Below are 19,242 nucleotides of genomic sequence, written 5' to 3'. Positions count from 1 at the left end.
GCGCCGCTATTTCATGAAACTGTATTTGAAGAACTGGCCGGCGCGGCTCATTTCGCGGATCTTGGCCGGATCGGTCTCGCCGTTCAGATTGGTGATCACCAGCTTGCCGTAGCCTTGCTTCAGATCGTTGCGGAAGTCGTAGAACGCGCCCAGCACCGCCAGCTTGCCCGCCTCCACCTCACCGGCGTAGGTCATGATCGCGGTTTCCACCTGATTGTTGACGTTCAGCAGCGCGCCGTTGGTGGGGTCTATGCCCTTGGGAATGTCGATGGTGGACAGCTCTTTGCGGATTGCCGGCTCCAGCCCGCCATAGTCGCCGGAGGCGGCCTTGATCGCGCCGCAGGCGGCATGGCCGATGATGATCAGCAAGGGGGTATGCAAATGCCTCACCCCGTATTCGACCGAACCCTCGGCGGTGGCCAATTGATTGCCGATGTCCCGCACCATGAACAGATCGTTGACCGCGTCGCCGTGGAAGGCATTGGTTTGCACTCGGGAATCCGAGCAAGTCACCACGGTGGCGCGCGGGCTCTGATGCTCGGCGAAGCGCTCAAAATAGGCTTTGTCGTGCGCCTTCATATAGCGGGCGTTGGCTTCGACTATGGTCTCCACCACGCCGCGCACTTGCTGGGCCTCGGAGGCCAAATGCGCGCCGGCGTGCGCGTCGCCGTGCTCGGCAGCAACCGCCTTGCGCCTGGGCTTGACCACGCGGCGCTTTTTCACCGGCGCGTGCACTTCCGGGCTGGGTTCGCTCAAATTCTTGGCCGCCGGCGGCGGCGCCATCTTCACCGCCGGTTCCATTTTCTCCGGCGGTTTGGCCTCGGCGTGTTTGGCTTCAGCGGGCTTGGCCTCCGCCGGTTTCGCTTCCGCGTGCTTCGCCTCCGGCTTGGCCTCCGCTTTGGCCTCCGCTTTGGCCTCCGCCTTGGCGGCGGGCTTGGCCTCGGTCTTGTGTTCCGCCGCCGGCGCGGCCGGCTTGGCCGGCTCCGCCTTGTGGGCTTCCGGCGCCGCCGGCTTCAACTTCAGCGGCAGCTTGATCACCGTCTTGGGCTGAGACCCTTCGGCCGGCGCCGCCTCCTCCGCCCAAGCCTGGGCCGTCAACAACAAGAGACAAAGCGCCAGTCGGCGCTTGCGTCCAAGCATCCCCATTTACCACTCCTTATTGTCATCTTGGCGGTCATTATATTTATGCAATATCGGCTATGTTTGATAAAACTGAAAGACGATATTAATTGACCGGTAATTAGCCCAAAAAAATGACAATAAGTTAAATTAACGCCGTTCAACATGCAAACGGCGCCGGCGACTCAGCTGCTTTGTATCCAGTACTCGACAATGCGGCCATCCGCCACCCGGTAGCAGGCGCTGCCGATCTGGCGCAGCGGCTCGCCGCTGGGCGGGCGGCCGTCCAGGCCGGCCAGGCCATGTCCCAACTGGGTCCAGCGCGCGTAAGCCTTGTCTCCATCCACCAGCAATTCGTCCACCCTCAGTTCAAAGGCCCCGTAGTCGCGCAGGAAGTCCCGCACATGGGCGGCGTAGTCGGCCGGGCTGCGCTCCAGCGTATGCGGCGACTCCGCCACCAATTGATGCGCCAATACCTTGGGCGCCAGATAATCGCCGGCCGCGTCCGGATTGCGTCCGGAACGCACCTCCTTCAAAAACCCCGTCACTACCGCTCTGGTATCCTGCATTTTCGTTTCTCCTCGATTCGACATCACGGTCAATGAAACACCCGTCGGTTCCGCGCGCAATCCACCGGATTGGCGCACTGCCGCCCTCCGTTCGACGCCGCGCACCTCGCCCGCTCCAGCGCCTCCGTTTCATCGCGCAACGCCCGCCGCGTGTGGGCTTGCATGCCCTGCCACCACAAACGGCCCAGCCGCCCCCAGAATCGACTCCACGCCCCCCAGGCTCCCAATGCCATGATGCGCTCCAATTGTTCTGCTATTGATCACGCAAGCATGCTAATCTACATGCGCATACAATAAAATCCGTGAAATATCCACACACTGTTCTGAAATGAAAACAAACCACCCTCCCTCTCCGGACGCTCTGCTGGCCTTCGACGCACTGGCCCGCCACGGCAGTTTCACCGCGGCGGCCGACGCGCTCGGCTGCGCCAAAAGCCGCGTCAGCCAATTGGTCAAGCAGCTGGAGCAGGAGCTGGGCGCGGTGCTGGTGCTGCGCAATACCCGGCGCGTGGCGCTGACCGAGGCCGGCCAGCGGCTGGCCGTGCACGCGCGCCAGCTGCGCGAGATGCTGGACCGGGTGCGCGGCGATGTCGGCAATGTGCAGGATTGCGTGGAAGGGCCGCTGGTGATCAGCTCCGCGTCCGCCTTCGCCCAGTTCCTGCTGGTCCCCATCCTGTCCGAGCTGTCCAATCAATACCCGGGACTGGAGATGCAGCTGCAAGTGGAGAACCGGCTGCAAGACCCGGTGGCGGAAGGGCTGGATTTTTGCGTGCGCACGCGCAATGTCTACGACGACGGACTGGTGGCCAAACCGCTGGGCTTCATGCGCGAAACCGTCTACGCCTCGCCCGGCTACCTGGCCCAGGCGCCCAGGCTGGAACACCCGGAAGACCTGTGCCTGCACCGCGTGCTCTACGATTCCAGCAAGGCGCCCAGCGAGGCGGTGGAATGGGCGCTGGAGAAGGACGGCGTCTATGTGCGCATGCCGGTGCGGCCGGTGCTCAGCTGCAATCAGTATTCGCCGCTGGTGTCCGGCGCGGTGGCCGGCTGCGGACTGGCGCTGCTGCCCCATTACGTGGCCAGCAGCTTTCTCGCCACCGGCCAGTTGGTGCCGGTGCTGCCGGGCTGGAGCCACGATTGCTGGCCGGCCTTCCTGGTCTACCCTTACCGTCACCCGCTGCCGCGCAAGAACGAGATCTTCGTCCAGCACGTGGTGCCGCGGCTGCGCGCGCTGCTGGCGGCGGAACCGCAAACGGCTTGATCCAGGCCAAGACGCGCGGCGCCTCCCCTGGGCTATGCTGGCGCGCGACCCGGCGCTCGGCGAAAGGCGCGGGCAAACGATTGGAAAGGGATTTATGCAATACAGCGATATTCTCATCGTCGGCGGCGGCATGGTGGGCTCGGCGCTGGCCGCCGCGCTGTCCGGCCACGGCCTGAGCATTGCGGTGCTGGAGCAAGCGCCGCCCGCCCCGTTCGACGCGGCCCAGCCGCCGGATCTGCGGGTTTCGGCGATCAGTCCGGCCTCGGCTCGCTTTCTGGCCGGCATCGGCGCCTGGGACGCGGTGCTGGCGATGCGCGCGGCCCCCTATCTGCGCATGCAGGTGTGGGAGGGCGAAGAAGCCGACGGCACGCTGTTCACCGCCGAGGAGGCCGGCGAGGCCGCGCTCGGCCACATCGTGGAAAACCGGGTGGTGCAACTGGCCGCCACCCAGGCCCTGCGCCAATGCGCCGACGTCGACTATCTGGCCCCGGCCGCCATCCGCCGCATCGTCTACCAGCCCTTCGCCTCCCGCGTGGAGCTGGAAGACGGCCGTCAATTGAGCACCCGCTTGCTGATCGCCGCCGACGGCGCGCGCTCGTCGGTGCGCGACGCCGCCGGCATCGGCGTCACCAGTTGGGACTATCCCATGCACGCGCTGGTGGCTTGCTGCGAGCAAGAGCAAACGCAGCAGGACATCACCTGGCAACGCTTCACCCCCACCGGCCCGCAAGCCTTTTTGCCGCTGACCGGCGAATACGGCTCGCTGGTCTGGTATCACCGTCCGCCGGACGTCCAGCGGCTGCTGGCGCTGGACGAGGCCGAGCTGGCCGCGGCCTTTCACGCCGCCTTCCCCCGCAAGCTGGGCGCGATCCGCCGCATCGTGGCCAAGGGCAGCTTCGCGCTGACCCGCCGCCACGCGCAGCGCTACGTCAAGGACGGCGTGGCCCTGGTGGGCGACGCCGCCCACACCATCCACCCCTTGGCCGGCCAGGGCGTGAACCTGGGCTTCCAGGACGCGGCCAAGCTGGCCGAGGTGATACGGGAAGCCGCGGCTCAAGGCCGGGACTTCGCCGCCGTCGACGCGCTGCAACGCTACCAGCGCGCGCGCAAGCCGGCCAATCTGGCGATGCAGACCGCGATGGACGCCTTCTGCTACGGCTTCGGCAACGATATCGCCCCGCTGCGGCTGGCGCGCAAGCTGGGGATGCGCGTGGCCAACCACGCCGGCCCGCTGAAACGCGAAGCGATACGCTACGCGCTGGGCTTGAAAGGCGGCTGACGCCCGGCGGCGGCGGACATGAGGGAGGCGGCGCCGGCGGTGGCTCCGGAGGCGGCGGCAACCATGACGGCGGCCCACAGGGCGGCGGTCATGCTCCCGGCAACGCCAACGGCGGCCCGCAACACGGCGCGGCCCCCGGCAACGCACCCTCCGGCGCGCCCCATGGGGAACCGCCGGGAGACCGCCGCGCGGCGCCGGGCGCCGACGATGCGGCCGCTCAGGGACAGGCTCCGGCCGGAAACGGCCAATAAACAAGTACAGGAAAGCAAACAGGCCGCATCCGAGGATGCGGCCTGTTTGCTGTCAGCGCGCCGTCATGCCTGATTTGGAACAGGCCCTCAAACCGCCTCCACATTGTTGTGGACTTCGCTGTCGCGCAAGACCACCTGCGCCCACACCGCGGCGTCCATATAGTACTGGTTGACCAATTCCACCTCGAAATCCAGCACCTTGGCCAAGGCTTCGATCTGCTCGGTGTCGCCCTGCTCGCAGGCCAGCGCCATCGCCAGGAAGGGCGCGAACATGCCGCGGCGCTCCACCACCGCCTCGCGCACCGGCGAGGCCAGCTCCAGCGGGTCCAGCACATCGGGAAACGGCACCCCGAGCAAAACGTCCAGCATGGAGAACATGCCGGTGAGGAACAGATGTTCGGCCTCCACCCGGTTGCCGCGATAGCTGCCCATGCGCTCCAGCAGGCGGGCGCGGATCAGCGACTTTTCCAGCAGCGACACCGCGGTGCCGTCGTCCTTGCGCGCGGTGAACAACAGCATGGACAGCCACTTGAACAAGGTTTCCCGGCCCAGCAGCAGCAGGGTTTCCTCTATGGTCTGCACCTTGCGCGACAAACCGTGCACCGGCGAATTCATGAAACGCAGCAGTTTGAACAGCAGCACCGAGTCCAGCTTGAACTGGGTCTCGATCTCGGCGGCTTCGGCATTGGCGCGCAACATGCGCATGATTTGCAGCACCCGGGTCTGGCTGGCGTCCACCTTGCCGCCCTCCAGCGCGCGCACGGTGGCGATGAAGGGACCGTGGAATAAGGCGAAACGATTATGCCCCGGCCCGCGCAGACAGACGTCCAGATCCTCGGCGGTGCCGACGTTGCGCGCCATCCAGCGCACAGTGGGATAACGCTTGGGCAGTTGATCCAGAATGGGCTCCAGCACCTTGCCGGACGGCGCGTCGAAGTCCAGGATCATGAAGTCCATGCGGCTGAACAAATCGTTCTGCAGGTGCGCCGGCAGGCTGCCCGGATCGTAGCCGGCCGGCTCCAGCGCGAAGCGCATCGCTTTTTGCTTGAGCGCGTCCAGCTGCCGGATCATCTCCTCGGACACCGAACCGGTCTGGGACGGCTCCAGCACGAAGATCACGCTGCTGGCCGGCATATTCGACAGCATAGGCTCGTCCAGGGTATCGATGGAGATATGGACAAAGGCGCGGCGGAAAGCCAGCAAGCGGAAGATGTCCATATTCTGCAGCGTGCTGAGCATCAGCCTGTCGAATTCTTGCTGCTTGCCGGCGGCGATATTGCGCTTGCCCTGGCGCACGAAGAAATCGTAAGCCACCACCCTTTGCAGCCTGTCCATCACCGGCTGATGCGAAACAAAGCCCAGGGTGGGCGGCAAATCCAGCGGCGGCGCGTTTTCCAGCTGCCGGCTGGCCGGCGAGTCGTGCGCCAGCTCGGTGAACGGCGCGGGCACGACCTGTTCGTCGCTGGAGGAGTCCGAAGATTTCTTCATACGGCCGGTCAGGCCGCTGATCAGATTTTTCAGCATGTTCCATCCTACCGGATATGCCGGCGTCGTCCCGGCTTACGGTTTACAGTCTAGCCGATTCGGCCGGCAATTCTGGGAGTATCTACCGAAACATCGCCGCATTGCGCGCGATGGCGCAAGGCGTGGTCGATCAACACCAGCGCCAACATCGCCTCGGCGATCGGCGTGGCGCGGATGCCGACGCAAGGATCGTGGCGGCCGTGGGTTTCCATGGTCAGCGGCTGGCCCTGCTTGTCTATGGAGCGGCGCGGCTGGGCGATGGAGGACGTCGGCTTGATGGCGATGGACACTTCGATGTCCTGGCCGGTGGAAATGCCGCCGAGCACGCCGCCGGCGTGATTGCTGGCGAAGCCCTGAGGCGTCAGTTCGTCGCCGTGCTCGCTGCCGCGCTGGGTCACGCAGCCGAAGCCGGCGCCGATCTCCACGCCCTTGACCGCGTTGATGCTCATCATCGCGTGGGCGATGTCGGCGTCCAGCCGGTCGAACACCGGCTCGCCCCAGCCCACCGGCACGTTTTCAGCCACCACCCGCAGCCGCGCGCCGATGGAGTCCAGGCTCTTGCGCACGCTGTCCATATAGCTTTCCAGCTGCGGCACCACCTCGGGATCTGCGGCGAAGAAGGGGTTGCCGGGCACATGCTCCCAGCTCTTGAACGGGATGGCGATTTCGCCGATCTGGCTCATGTGGCCGCGGATGACGATGCCGTAGCGCTGATGCAGCCATTTCTTGGCGATGGCGCCGGCGGCCACCCGCACCGCGGTTTCGCGGGCGGAGGAACGGCCGCCGCCGCGCGGATCGCGGATGCCGTACTTATGCCAATAGCAGTAATCCGCATGGCCGGGACGGAAGGTGTCGGCGATATTGCCGTAGTCCTTGCTGCGCTGATCGGTGTTGCGGATCAGCAGCGCGATCGGCGTGCCGGTGGTCTTGCCCTCGTACACGCCGGACAGGATTTCCACCGCGTCCGGCTCGCGGCGCTGGGTGACGTGGCGGCTGGTGCCGGGCTTGCGCCGGTCCAGCTCCGCCTGGATGTCGGCTTCGCTGATCTCCAGCCCCGGCGGGCAGCCGTCCACCACGCAGCCAATGGCCGGGCCGTGGCTTTCGCCGAAGGAAGTCACCGTGAACAACAACCCCATGGTATTGCCTGACATCTTCACTGTCCTTTGTATGCGGAATCCTTGGCGAAGATTCTAGCACGAGCCGTCGGCCTACCAGCCGGCCGCCGTCGCCATGCGGCGGCGAAACCAGCCGGTGATGGACAAACGCTGCCGGCCGGCCGGCAACACCTCGTGCCAGAAGCGGTCGGACAAAAACAGCGCCAGGGTGCCGGCCTCCGGCCGGACGTCGACATGGCGCTCGCCGTCCTCGTCCAGATAAAGCCGCATCTCGCCGCCGGCGTCGGCCGGCCAGTCGTCGTTCAGGTAGAGCACCGCGGTCAGCGCGCGCGCGTCGTCGTCGCGGAAGCGGTCCAGGTGTTTTTTATAGAAAGCGCCCTGCGGGTACACGGCGAAGTGGGACTCCAAGTCTTCCAGCCCCATGTAGAAGGCCTGGTTGACCGCCTGGCGGACGGCGTCCAGCTTGGAGAAATACAAGGATGCGGCGGAATCGGCATTGTCCGGCTCCAGCCACAGCACCGAGTCGGAACGGATTTCGCTGCGGCGGTTTTGCTGCGCGGCGCGCCCGACGGCGGCTTCATGGAACTTGCCCTGCTGCCAGTGGACGAGGCATTCCTCGCGCAGCAGGCGGATGTCTTCGGCAGAGAACAGGCTGCGGTCTACGACCCAGCCCTGTTCGGCAAGGTTGTCGATAACGGGCCCTAGCAAATAGGGCGAAACTTCAAAGTCTTGTGTCATGGTTCATTCTCCCAGGCGCGATTTCTACCACAGCCGCGCGCCAAGGAAAATGTCATTTATCAGTAATTTTCGCTGACCTGATCATACTCACCATGCAGCCATGCCAATACCAGCGGGAAATGGTCCCGGATGGCATCAGGATGGGTCAATAATGACACATGGTTGTAATCGTGCAGATGGCCGACGCGCCGGGACAGCAGGCGCAGCCGCGACAGGTGCGGGCCGGATTCGTCGCGGAAACGGCGCACGTCCTCCGGATGGCCGCGGCAGGGATCGTGGCCGGCGGCGAAGTACAGGGCCGGCGGCAAATGGGCGCCTTGGGCGGCGGCACCGTAATCGAAGCCGTCGTCGCTGTCCACCCAGGGCTTGGGCTGCGCCCACAGTTTGCTTTGCAGATGGCTCTTGTCGCTCTCGTCGTCCGCCCCCAGCCGGATGCGCCGCGCCGGCAGATAGCCGAACAGGCGGATCAAGACCCGCGAGGCGATATTCCACATGAAGTCCACCTCCACCAGCTTGTTCAGATTGCGCACCCGCACGCTGCGCTTGCTGCCGAAGTAAACCAGGCTGGCCACTTGCTCAGCCAGCTCGGGAAAGCGGATAAGGCAGCTGGACATGTGCACGCCGCCCCAGGAATGAGCCATCCAATGCAGCGGCGCGCCGTTCTTGAGTTCGCGGATGTGGCGATGCAGCGCCGGCAAATCCTCGCAGATGGTCTCGGTCTGCCCGTGGCGCGAGGCGCGGCTGATCTTGGGCAGACTGCGGCCGCGGCCGCGCAGATCGGCGACGAACACATCGTAGCCGGCCTCGGCCAGGTAATGAGCCAGCCCTCGGCCGGAATCGCTGTAAAAAGTGCGGCCGTTGGCCATCACCCCGTGCAACAACAGCACCGGCGGGCCGTCCTCGCGGCAATAAATGCGTTTCAGATACAGCTGCTCGCCGCCCACCGCGACAAAGCGGTCCTGCTGGCGCTTTTCCATGCCTTCTCCTCGTATCGGCGTCTGCTTCGTCGTCTGCGCGACAATTCAAACAAGCGCTTGATCATGACAAAAAAGCCGCCAAAGAGAAAGCCCGCCCTGCGTCAGAACCTGTTCAAAGTCTATCGAGCCAGAGCGAGACAAGGCGGACACGGCTGAAGAAGCGGAATGTACGGGTGGTAATGAGCATTCTGAAGACGTTTTCAACGCCGTATCGCCGACGCGTAGCAGATCGTAAACAAGTTCTCAGAGCCTGTTCAAAGTCTCGCGAGCAAGGGCGAGACAAGGCGAAAACGAGCGAAAAAGCGGAGTGTACAAGTGGTACATGAGCATTTTGAGCTTGTTTTTAACGCCGTATCGCCGAAGCGCAGCAGACTTTGAACAGGTTCTCAGGTCTTCAAGGCCGAAGCCTGCCACACGCCGCCGCCCCGGGCCTGCCGCAAGGCCTCGCCGCGCAGCGCCAGCCACCAGGCCAGCGCGCACAAGCTCGCCATCGCCGCGAATAAAGTCCCGCCGGACGCGCGGGCCAGCATCCAGCCGGCCAGCATCGGCCCCAGCGCTCCGCCCAGACTGGCCAGATTCTGCGCGCCGTAGTAGACGCCCTTGCAGTCCTCCGGCGCGATCGCGTCTATGTACAGGTATTCGGCCGGCACCAGCACGATCTCGCCTACGGTGAACACCAGCATCGCCGCGCACATGCCCAGCAGCCCGCCGGGGACCCAGCCCAAGCCCAAGGTGCCCAGCCCCAGCAGCAGAAAGCCGGCGCCGATGGCCTTCATCAAGCCGGCGTCGCCTATCCGCCGGCCCAGCGGGTATTGCAGCAAGATCACGCCGACCGCGTTGCAGCTGATCAGCGCCGACATCCAGCGCAGCACCTCGGCCTCCGGCAAGCTCTGCATCAGATACAGGGGCAGATAGCTGGAAAAACGCGCGTACACCAGGTTGGCCAAGGCGCAACTCAGGGTGAACAAGACCAGCACCCGGTCTTGCCGCAAACGGCCCAGCGTCGCCAGAAAGCCCGGCGCAGGCGCGCCGGCCTCCCGGCTGGGCGCGCAAGGGCCGCGCGGCGTCGCCGCTCCGCCGGCCGCGGCCAGCGCGATCGCGCACCAGAACGGCCAGTTCCCGTCCCAAGCCAACAGCAGGCTGCACAGCAAGGGCCCCAGCGCCCAGCCGACGTTGGCCAGGGTGTAACGCAGGGAAAAGGCCTTGCCGCGCCGCTCCGGCGGCAGCAAATCGCTGATCATGGCCTTGATCGCGATGCTGTGCACCGCCTGGCCGATCTCGCTGAGCGCCAGCGCCAGCGCGCTCCACCACAGCTGCTGGCTCAGCGGCAGCACCAGATAGTTCAACGCGATCAAGGCCGCGGCGCCCAGCAGCACCGGCCGCCGCGGCCAACGATCCAGCAAATGGCCGCCGTACAAGCCCATCAAGGCGGACAGCAGCAAGACGCCGCCCAGCAGCAGGCCGGTCTGCTCGCCGCTCAAGCTCAGTTGCCGCCCCAGGGTCAGCACCAGCAGCGGCGCGATCACCGCCCGGCTCATCGTCAACAACCAGGAGCCGGCCAGCAGCCAACGCACCTGGATTTCTTTTTCGCCAATCATGCCAAGGCCTATGCAAACAGGAAGTGCCCCCAGTATCCTGCTAAAAGCGGAATGTAAAAATGGATGCGAACCAAACAAATTGCTTCCGCTTTTAGCCTAGCCCTCAACCGGAAACGAGCATGAAGCTGGAACGACAATATCAGGCGCTGCACCAGGCCTACGCCGGCCGGCAGCCCGCCCAGCCGGGGCTGGCCGAGCTGTGCGCGCTGTGGGACTGCAGCGAGCGCAACGCCCGGCTGCAGCTGGCCAAGATGCGCGAGCGCGGCTGGCTGGCCTGGGAGCCGGGCCGGGGGCGCGGCCGCAAATCGCGGCTAAGCCTGCTCTGCCCGCCGGAACAGCTGGAATGGCAGCGTCTGCAGCGCTTGCTGCGCGACGGCAAGCTGGAGCAGGCCTTCGCCCAATTGCCGCCGCAGCGGCGCGAACAATTGCTGAGCGCGCTGCCGCAATACCTGGGCAGCGCCGCGCAAGGCCGCTGCCTGCGCATCCCGATACCGCATGCGCCGCTGAGCCTGGACCCGGTCACCGTCAGCGGCCGGCTGGAATCCCATCTGGTCCGGCAGATATTCGACCGGCTATGCCGTTTCGACCGCGCGCTGCAAAGCCTGCAGGGCGGCCTGGCCCATCACTGGGAAAGCGACGCCGCGGCCAGGCGCTGGCGCTTCTGGCTGCGCCCCGGCCTGCAATTCCACGACGGCTCGCCCTTGCAGGCCGACGCCGCGGCCGCCAGCCTGCTGCGACTGCGCGAATCCGACAATCCTTATCAGCGGCAATACCGCCACCTGAGCGCGGTCGAGGTCCACGATCCGCTGTCCTTCAGCTGCCGCTTGGACGACGGAGATTTTCTATGGCCGCAGCGGCTGGCCACCGCCAACAGCTCCATCGTCCCCTTGCGGCGCGGCGCCGACTTCGAACGCCTGCCGGTGGGCAGCGGTCCGTTCCGGGCGCTGCGCCACAGCGAGCAGCGGCTGAGCCTGGCCGCCTTCGCCGCCCATTACCGCGAGCGGGCGCTGCTGGACGAGATCGAGCTCTGGTTCATTCCCTCCGGCGACGACGGCCAGGACTTCCACCTGCGCCTGGATTACGCCAACGACGACGCCAACGGCACGCTGCAATCGGCCTGCACCTATTTGCTGCTGAACCCGGCCTTGCCGGATAGCGAGCGCGCTCCGCTGATGCGCTGGCTGGCCGAGCCCGCGTTGGTCCAGGCCAACGACGTTCTGCAGACGCCGGCGGCCGGCCTGCTGCCGGGCTGGCGACATCCCTTGCCGCGAGCCGAGCGCCGCCCCCGGCTGGACCGCCCCCGCCTGCGCCTGTTCCATTACGACCTGCCCTGCTTTCCGCCGCTGGCCGCCGCCATCCGCCAGCGCCTGGCCGCCCTGTCCATCGACCTGGAGATCCACGCCCTCAGCCGGCGCGCCTTTTTTCACGATCAGGACTGGTGGCGGCAGGCCGATCTGATGTTGTGCAGCGAGGTCTTGCACGACGATCGCGACTACAGCTGCCACGAATGGCTGGGCACCCGGCAACCGTTGCAGCGCGGCCTGGGCGCGGCGGCGCAGGCGCGGCTGAACGCGCAATTGCAGGACATCCAGCGCCAGCCGGACACCCAACAGCGGATGGCCGGTTACGCCGCCATCGGCGACTGGCTGTGCGCCGAGGGCTGGGTGCTGCCGCTATCGCATGAGCGCCAGGGCCATCAGGCCAGTCCCCAGCTGGCCGGCCTGCAAATGAGCGAAAACGGCTGGACCGATTTCGCCGGCCTGTGGCTGAGACCTGTCCAATCGGACTGATACGCGCGCGTCCCGCCACATTCCGCCCGCGCCGGGGCTTGAGAATCCGCGCGGCGTCCCTATATCGACAACAGGGCCCGTTTTACACCTAATCCATTGATCTAAAAGGAGAGTGAGATGAACATCCTGCCTTCCCGCGGCAATGTTAGCCTGTTTGACGAACTGTTCCGCGACTTCAGCCCCGGCTTTTTCATCAAGCCGCTGCACGGCGATCCCCTGCCCAGCCAGATCAAGATCGACGTGAGGGAATCCGAAACCCTGTTCACCGTTCACGCGGAAATCCCCGGCGTCGGCAAGGAGGATATCCATGTGGAAGTGGACGGCCCGCTGGTCACCATCAAGGCGGAAGTGCGTCAGACGGACAGCGAGCGCAAGGACGAACGCCCGCTGCGCACCGAGCGGTTTTACGGCGCGGTGTCGCGCAGCTTCCAGCTGCCGGCCGAGATCGAACGCAACGCGGCCAGCGCCAAGTATGAAAACGGCGTGCTCAGCCTGACGCTGCCGAAGAAACAAGGCGGACAGGGCGGGCAACGGCTGCGCGTAGAATAAGCCGCGCCGGGCAACCCAAGCCGCCATGAAAAAAGCCCCGGTTTGAAACCGGGGCTTTGTGTTGAGCGGCGCGAGACGACTCAGGCTTCCAAAATCTTGGACACGATCTCGTACACGTCCTTGGACAGCGTTTGCCCGGCCAGGCGCTGCAACTGCTCGCGCATCAGCGCCTGACGCGCCGGCTCCAGCTTCTTCAGTCGGCGGAAGGCGTTGACGATGCGGCTGGCCACCTGCGGATTGATCGCGTCCAGCGCCAGCACCTGATCGGCGAGGAAGCGATAGCCGCTGCCGTCGGCGGCGTGGAACAAGGCCATATTGGCGCCGAAGGTGCCGATCAGCGCGCGCGCCTTATTGGGGTTCTTCAAGGTGAAGGCCGGATGCTGCATCGCCGCCTGCACATGCTCCAGCGTGCCCGGCAGTTGGCTGCTGGCCACCAGCATGAAGAACTTGTCCATCACCAGCGCGTCGCCCTGCCAGCGGGCGGCGAAGGCGGTGAAGCAATCGTCGCGCTCGGCGCCGTCGCGATCGCGCAAGGCCAGCATCGCGCCCATCTGGTCGGTCATATTGTCCGCCTCCTGGCACTGCTTGGAGGCGGCCTCCGCCGGCCAGGCGTCGTCCAGGCGGTTCAGCATGGCCAGCGCGCGGTTCTTCAGATCGCGCTTACCGGCGTCCTGCGGCTTGTAATCGCGGGTCTGGCTCAGCTCGTACGCCTCGCGCCACTCGCCGCGCAGCGCCTGCGCCAGCTCGTCCAGCACGAAATCGCGCACCTGATGGATGCTCGCCGGATCGGCCGCCTCCACCATCTCCAGGATTTCCGCCTCGGAAGGCAGAGCCAGCATCAAGGCCTTGAACGCCGGATCGGCGACATGGTCCTTGAGCACCGCGCGGAAGGCGGAGACGAAGGTTTCCGGCAACTTCAGCTCGCCGCCGGCGGCCAGCGTCGTCAACAGCTGCTTGAACAGGCGCTCGGCCAAGGTCTGGCCGGCCTCCCAGCGGCTGAAGCTGTCGCTGTCGTTGGCCATCAGGAAAGCCAGTTGGTCGTCGCGCCAATCGAAATCCAGCTTCACCGGCGCGGAGAAGCCGCGCAGCAGCGAAGGCACCGGCTCAGCCGGCACGTCGACGAAGGTGAAGCTCTGCTCCGCCGCCTTGACGTCCAGCACCCGGGTGCCGCCCTGCGCCTCGGCCTCGCCTTCCATCCGCAGCGGCAGGTCGGCGCCGTCCGCGCCCACCAGACCCAGGGCCAGCGGGATGTGGAAGGGCTGCTTCTGCTCCTGGCCCGGGGTGGCCGGGCAGGATTGGCGCACGTTCAGGGTGTAGCTGCGCGCCACGCTGTCGTAACGGCCGCTGACGCTGAGCACCGGGGTGCCGGCCTGGCTGTACCACAGGCCGAACTGACCCAGGTCCACGTCGTTGGCGTCGGCCATCGCCGCGCGGAAGTCGTCGCAGGTCACCGCCTGGCCGTCATGGCGTTTGAAATACAGATCCATGCCCTTGCGGAAGCCGGCTTCGCCCAGCAAGGTGTGATACATGCGCACCACTTCCGCGCCTTTTTCATACACCGTCATGGTGTAGAAATTATTCATCTCGATATAGCTGTCCGGGCGGATGGGATGGGAGGTGGGGCCCGCGTCCTCCGGGAACTGATGAGCGCGCAGGCCCTTGACGTCCTCGATGCGCTTGACCGCGCGGCTGCTCATGTCGGCGCCGAACTCCTGGTCGCGGAACACGGTCAGGCCTTCCTTCAGCGACAGCTGGAACCAGTCGCGGCAGGTGACGCGGTTGCCGGTCCAGTTGTGGAAGTATTCATGGCCGATCACCCGCTCCACGCCCTGGAAGTCGGCGTCGGTGGCGGTGTCCTTGCGTGCCAGCACGTACTTGGTGTTGAAGACGTTGAGGCCCTTGTTCTCCATCGCGCCCATATTGAAGTCGCCGACGGCGACGATCATATAGATGTCCAGATCGTATTCCAGGCCGAAGCGCTGCTCGTCCCACTTCATCGAGTGCTTCAGGGACTCCATCGCGTGCTGGGTCTTGTCCTGATCGGCCGGTTCGGTCCAGATCTCCAGCGCCACTTCACGGCCGCGCATGGTGACGAACTTGTCCTTCAGCGCCGTCAGCTTGCCGGCCACCAAGGCGAACAGATAAGACGGCTTCTTGTACGGGTCCACCCACTTCACCCAGTGACGCTTCTTGTCCACCATGCCCTCGCCCACCTTGTTGCCGTTGGAGAGCAGCACCGGGAATTTATGCTTGTCCGCCATGATGGTGGTGGTGAACTTTGCCATCACGTCGGGACGGTCCAGGTAATAGGTGATTTTGCGGAAGCCTTCCGGCTCGCATTGGGTGAACAGATTGCCGTTGGACGCGTACAAGCCCATCAGACTGGTGTTGGCCGCCGGATCGATCTCGGTTTCCACTTCCAGGATGAAGCTGTCCGGCACGCCGCGCACGGTCAGTTGATCGTCGGCCAGCGCGTAGCCGCCTTCGCCCAGGCGTTCGCCGTCCAGCGTCACCGCCACCAATGCGGCGCTGCCGTCCAGCACCAGATCGTCCTGGCGCACGGCCTTGTCGTTGCGGGTCACCACCAGACGCGCGTGCACGCGGGTGGCGTCGTCTTCAATGTCGAAGCTCAGATCGACGCGGTCGATCAGAAAAGCGGGGGCTGCGTAGTCGTTGCGGTACTTGACTTGCGGCTGTTGAGCCATGTCTACGTCTCCTTCGATGCCGGCTGCGCCGGTCTTGGCTGGAGGGGGACGACGCCGGGCAGCGGCGCCGACCCGATGAATATTAGCGGCGCAGCCACTGCGCGCCGCCGTCCTGCAACAGCAGGCGGCAGGCGTCGGCAGGAGCGGCTTGCAATTCCACTTGCGCGCTGATCAGTTCGTCGCGGCGGAACCAGTGCAGTTTCAGCTTATCGCCGGGCTGGTAGCGCGCCAGCGCCTTGTCCAGGTCCACGGCCTTGAGCTTGTCTATGGCCACGATCACGTCGCCGCCGGACAGGCCGGCGCCTTGCGCCGCGCCGCCGTCGTAGACATTGAGCACGCGCACGCCCTGGGCCTCGGCCACGGCCTTGACCCCCAGGCTGGCCGGCGCAGGCTTGCCGCTCAACGCCAGGCCGCCGCGGTCGCCGGCGTTGGCCGCCGGCTCGAAGCGCAGCTCCACGCCCTGGGCCGCCAACAGTTCGGCCAGCGGCAGGGACTCAACGCCGCGCAGCGCGCGATCGAAAAAGGCCTTGAGGTCCAGGCCGGTGACGGCCTGCGCCTGGCTTTCCCACTCGTCCTCGGCCAGGCCCTTGCCGTCGTCCAGCCATTTGCGCCACAGCGCGCGCATCACGTCGTCCAGCGACTGACGGCCCTGGCTGTCGCGGCGTATGGTCAGGTCCAGCGCCAGCGCGGCCAGCGCGCCCTTGGTGTAATAGCTGACGATGCTGTTGGGGCTGTTTTCGTCTTGTCGATAGTACTTGGTCCACGCTTCGAAGCTGGATTGCTCCAGCGTCTGCTTCAAGCGGCCGGCGCCGCGCTCGACGCCGCTGATGGTTTCCGCCAGCAGGCCCAGATAGCGCTTCTCGTCTATCAGGCCGCAACGCACCAGGCTCAAGTCGTCGTAATAGGAGGTGATGCCCTCGAAGGCCCACAGCAGACGGGTATAGCCTTCCTGGTTCAGATCGTAGGGCGTGAACGCCGCCGGCTTCATCCGCTTGACGTTCCAGCTGTGGAAATATTCGTGGCTGATCAGGCCCAGCAGCTTCAGATAGCCGTCGCCGATCTCCTCGACGCCCTGCTGCGGCAAGTCGTCGCGGTTGGCCACCAGCGCGGTGGAGGCGCGATGCTCCAGGCCGCCGTAGATGTCCTTGCCGACGAAAAGCATGAACACGTAGCGCTCGAAGGGCGCCGGCTCGCCGAACAGCTTGATCTGGTATTCGCAGATTTTCTTGGCGTCGCGCGCCAGGCGCTTGAGGTCGGCGCGGAAGCGGCCGGAGACGACGAATTCGTGCGGCACGCCGCAGGCTTTGAAGCTGACGCGTTCGAAAGCGCCCAGTTCCACCGGGTGGTCGATCAACTCGTCGTAAGAGGCGGCCTGATAGCCGCCGAAGCCGGTTTTCTTGTCCGCGCCGCGCGCCGGCAAGCTGGTCGCCACCTTCCAATCGGCGTAGGCCTTGCCTTCCGGCGGCAGGATCTCCACCTCGCAAGCCTCGTTCTCGTAGCCGTCCGCCGCCAGGAAAACGCTGCTGCCGTTATAGAAGCCGCGCTGCGCGTCCAGATAAGCGCCGCGCACCGACAGATCAAACGCATAAACTTTATAGCGTAGAACCAACGAGCCCTTGACTGGCGCGGCTTGCCAACTGTTTTTTGTCAGCTGGACCAGCCGCACCGCTTTTCCCGCGGATTCCGCGCGAATTTCCACAATATGTTTGGAGAACTCCCGGATCATGTAACTGCCGGGAATCCACGCCGGCAATGAGAAAATCTGGCCATTCTTGGCGGGCCGGGAAACGGTCAGGACGACCTCGAAAAGATGCGCCTCCGGGGCGCTCGGACATAGGGTGTAGCGGACGGAAACGGTCATGATCTGCCTGCAATCGTTGCAAAACCTTCTGATTTTAGCACTTGCCGCGGGTAAACGCTGCGTTTTATGACATCTTGATCCAGGTCAAGAAGGCTGGGCCGCCAGACAATACAATCTCGGTCAGTAGCAACAGTATTTGCAAGAACTGTCACGCTCGCTTGAGACATAAATAAAGACAAATGGGAAAGCGACATCCCCCGGCCGTCCAAACTGGCCCGATATGGGTAATTGATTTAGAATGCCGGGTTAACTAAATGGGGAAATTGCGCTGTCGCAATACGGGATGAACTGCTAATACAGACATCAGTACCGCTGCGATCTGGGTCAAGCGCTTGATTTTAATAAAAGTCGTTTTCCCTGCGGCATCGTCTGGATACAGTCACATCGGTACAGATGGGGACAGTTTCCCGGACTTCAAGCCGCCGATTAGATATGTCACGTTCTGAGTTAGCAACCTTGGAGAAAACCCTAAATGGAAACGCAATCCACTTATAACTATAAGGTGGTGCGCCAATTTGCCATCATGACCGTCGTGTGGGGCATTGTCGGTATGTTGGTGGGCGTCATCATTGCGGCCCAACTGGTGTGGCCCGAATTGAACTTCGGCCCCTGGTTCCACTTTGGCCGCCTGCGTCCTCTGCACACCAATGCGGTCATCTTCGCCTTTGGCGGTTGCGGCCTGTTCGCCACCTCCTATTACGTGGTGCAGCGTACCTGTAACGTCCGGCTGATCTCCGACAAGCTCGCCGCCTTCACCTTCTGGGGCTGGCAGCTGGTGATCGTGCTGGCCGCCATCACCTTGCCGCTGGGCCTGACCACCAGCAAGGAATACGCCGAGCTGGAATGGCCGATCAAACTGCTGATCGCGGTGATCTGGGTTGTTTACGCCATCGTTTTCTTCGGCACCATCGCCATCCGCAAGGTCAAGCACATCTACGTGGCCAACTGGTTCTACGGCGCCTTCATCCTGGCCGTGGCCCTGCTGCACATCGTCAACTCCGCCTTCGTGCCGGTGTCGCTGTGGAAATCCTACTCCGCCTACTCCGGCGCCGTGGACGCCATGGTGCAATGGTGGTACGGCCACAACGCCGTGGGCTTCTTCCTGACCGCCGCCTTCCTGGGCATGATGTACTACTTCATCCCGAAACAGGCCGGCCGTCCGGTTTACTCCTACCGCCTGTCCGTGGTGCACTTCTGGGCGCTGATCTTCACCTATATGTGGGCCGGTCCTCACCACCTGCATTACACCAGCCTGCCTGACTGGACCCAGTCCGTAGGCATGGTGTTCTCCCTGGTGCTGCTGGCTCCGAGCTGGGGCGGCATGATCAACGGCATCATGACGCTGTCCGGCGCCTGGCATAAGCTGCGCACCGATCCGGTGTTGAAATTCCTGGTGGTCTCGCTGTCCTTCTACGGCATGTCCACCTTCGAAGGCCCGATGATGTCGATCAAGACCGTCAACGCCTTGTCCCACTACACCGACTGGACCATCGGCCATGTGCACTCCGGCGCGCTGGGCTGGGTGGGCTTCATCACCATCGGTTCCATGTACTACCTGATTCCGCGCCTGTTCGGCCGCGAATCCATGTTCAGCCTGAAGCTGGTTGAAGCCCATTTCTGGCTCGCCACCGTCGGCGTGGTGCTGTACATCGCCGCGCTGTGGATCTCCGGCGTGACCCAGGGCCTGATGTGGCGCGCGCTGAACCCGGACGGCACCCTGACCTACGCCTTCGTAGAGGCGGTCAAGGCCACCTATCCGTACCACTTCGTGCGTCTGCTCGGCGGCTTCCTGTACCTGCTCGGCATGTTCCTGATGGCCTACAACACCTTCCGCACCGTAACCGCGGGCCGTGCCGTAGACGCCAAGATCCCGGCCATCACCGCCCACGCTCATTGAGGCGCAAGG

Annotated in this window: 14 protein-coding genes; 5 read left to right on the top strand and 9 right to left on the bottom strand. The window is 64.7% G+C overall.

From position 1 onward, the window contains the following. Positions 1 to 6: 6 nt before the first annotated feature. Both JC616_RS04855 and JC616_RS04850 read right to left on the bottom strand, forming a co-directional pair. Entirely contained in the window at positions 7 to 1,146 is a 1,140-nt protein-coding gene (locus JC616_RS04855; RefSeq protein WP_227107010.1) for a carbonic anhydrase, read from the bottom strand. A 158-nt stretch (positions 1,147 to 1,304) separates the two neighbouring features. Next, complete coding sequence (locus tag JC616_RS04850) at positions 1,305 to 1,688, bottom strand: ester cyclase (RefSeq protein ID WP_227107007.1); 384 nt, start codon at positions 1,686 to 1,688, stop codon at positions 1,305 to 1,307. A gap of 328 nt (positions 1,689 to 2,016) precedes the next feature. On the opposite strand from JC616_RS04850, the gene JC616_RS04845 reads away from it, so the two are divergent. Together JC616_RS04845 and JC616_RS04840 are read left to right on the top strand one after the other, a co-directional pair. Continuing rightward, on the top strand, positions 2,017 to 2,949 hold the full coding sequence (locus JC616_RS04845; protein ID WP_227107005.1) for a LysR family transcriptional regulator: 933 nt from the start codon (positions 2,017 to 2,019) through the stop codon (positions 2,947 to 2,949). A 94-nt stretch (positions 2,950 to 3,043) separates the two neighbouring features. Beyond that, entirely contained in the window at positions 3,044 to 4,228 is a 1,185-nt protein-coding gene (locus JC616_RS04840; RefSeq protein WP_227107003.1) for an FAD-dependent monooxygenase, read from the top strand. Positions 4,229 to 4,566: 338 nt separating this feature from the next. Here the strand turns inward: JC616_RS04840 and JC616_RS04835 are convergent, their stop codons facing one another. From JC616_RS04835 to JC616_RS04815, 5 genes are all read right to left on the bottom strand, one after another. After that, positions 4,567 to 6,003, bottom strand: a complete 1,437-nt coding sequence (locus tag JC616_RS04835) for an EAL and HDOD domain-containing protein (protein ID WP_107798199.1) — start codon at positions 6,001 to 6,003, stop codon at positions 4,567 to 4,569. Positions 6,004 to 6,053: 50 nt separating this feature from the next. Then, on the bottom strand, positions 6,054 to 7,154 hold the full coding sequence (gene aroC / locus JC616_RS04830) for a chorismate synthase (RefSeq protein ID WP_227107002.1): 1,101 nt from the start codon (positions 7,152 to 7,154) through the stop codon (positions 6,054 to 6,056). Positions 7,155 to 7,211: 57 nt separating this feature from the next. Next, complete coding sequence (locus JC616_RS04825) at positions 7,212 to 7,856, bottom strand: 2OG-Fe(II) oxygenase (RefSeq protein ID WP_227107001.1); 645 nt, start codon at positions 7,854 to 7,856, stop codon at positions 7,212 to 7,214. 59 nt (positions 7,857 to 7,915) lie between these two features. Beyond that, positions 7,916 to 8,833 carry an alpha/beta fold hydrolase gene (locus JC616_RS04820; protein ID WP_227107000.1) on the bottom strand — a complete coding sequence of 306 codons (918 nt, stop codon included), beginning with the start codon at positions 8,831 to 8,833 and terminating at the stop codon, positions 7,916 to 7,918. Between the two features lie 386 nt (positions 8,834 to 9,219). After that, a complete protein-coding gene (locus tag JC616_RS04815; protein WP_107798195.1) occupies positions 9,220 to 10,431 on the bottom strand; it encodes an MFS transporter in 1,212 nt (403 codons plus the stop codon). A gap of 119 nt (positions 10,432 to 10,550) precedes the next feature. Between JC616_RS04815 and JC616_RS04810 the strand changes: the two genes are divergently transcribed. Together JC616_RS04810 and JC616_RS04805 are read left to right on the top strand one after the other, a co-directional pair. Further along, positions 10,551 to 12,221, top strand: coding sequence for an SgrR family transcriptional regulator (locus JC616_RS04810; protein WP_227106999.1), 1,671 nt, complete (start codon positions 10,551 to 10,553; stop codon positions 12,219 to 12,221). A gap of 117 nt (positions 12,222 to 12,338) precedes the next feature. Then, positions 12,339 to 12,770, top strand: coding sequence for an Hsp20/alpha crystallin family protein (locus JC616_RS04805; RefSeq protein WP_227106998.1), 432 nt, complete (start codon positions 12,339 to 12,341; stop codon positions 12,768 to 12,770). Positions 12,771 to 12,850: 80 nt separating this feature from the next. Here the strand turns inward: JC616_RS04805 and pepN are convergent, their stop codons facing one another. Together pepN and JC616_RS04795 are read right to left on the bottom strand one after the other, a co-directional pair. Further along, positions 12,851 to 15,475 carry an aminopeptidase N gene (gene pepN / locus JC616_RS04800; protein ID WP_227106997.1) on the bottom strand — a complete coding sequence of 875 codons (2,625 nt, stop codon included), beginning with the start codon at positions 15,473 to 15,475 and terminating at the stop codon, positions 12,851 to 12,853. An 82-nt stretch (positions 15,476 to 15,557) separates the two neighbouring features. Beyond that, entirely contained in the window at positions 15,558 to 17,336 is a 1,779-nt protein-coding gene (locus JC616_RS04795; RefSeq protein WP_227106996.1) for a M61 family metallopeptidase, read from the bottom strand. A gap of 472 nt (positions 17,337 to 17,808) precedes the next feature. Here JC616_RS04795 and ccoN point away from each other — a divergent pair, with 472 nt between their 5' ends. Then, the gene (ccoN, locus tag JC616_RS04790; protein ID WP_107798190.1) at positions 17,809 to 19,233 is read left to right on the top strand and encodes a cytochrome-c oxidase, cbb3-type subunit I; all 1,425 of its coding nucleotides are present in this window, start codon (positions 17,809 to 17,811) and stop codon (positions 19,231 to 19,233) included. Positions 19,234 to 19,242 lie beyond the last annotated feature (9 nt).

The organism is Chromobacterium rhizoryzae (assembly GCF_020544465.1).
GTDB lineage: Bacteria > Pseudomonadota > Gammaproteobacteria > Burkholderiales > Chromobacteriaceae > Chromobacterium.
Note: the sequence above shows the minus strand (reverse complement) of the source record. Positions and strands in the feature narration are given on the sequence as shown.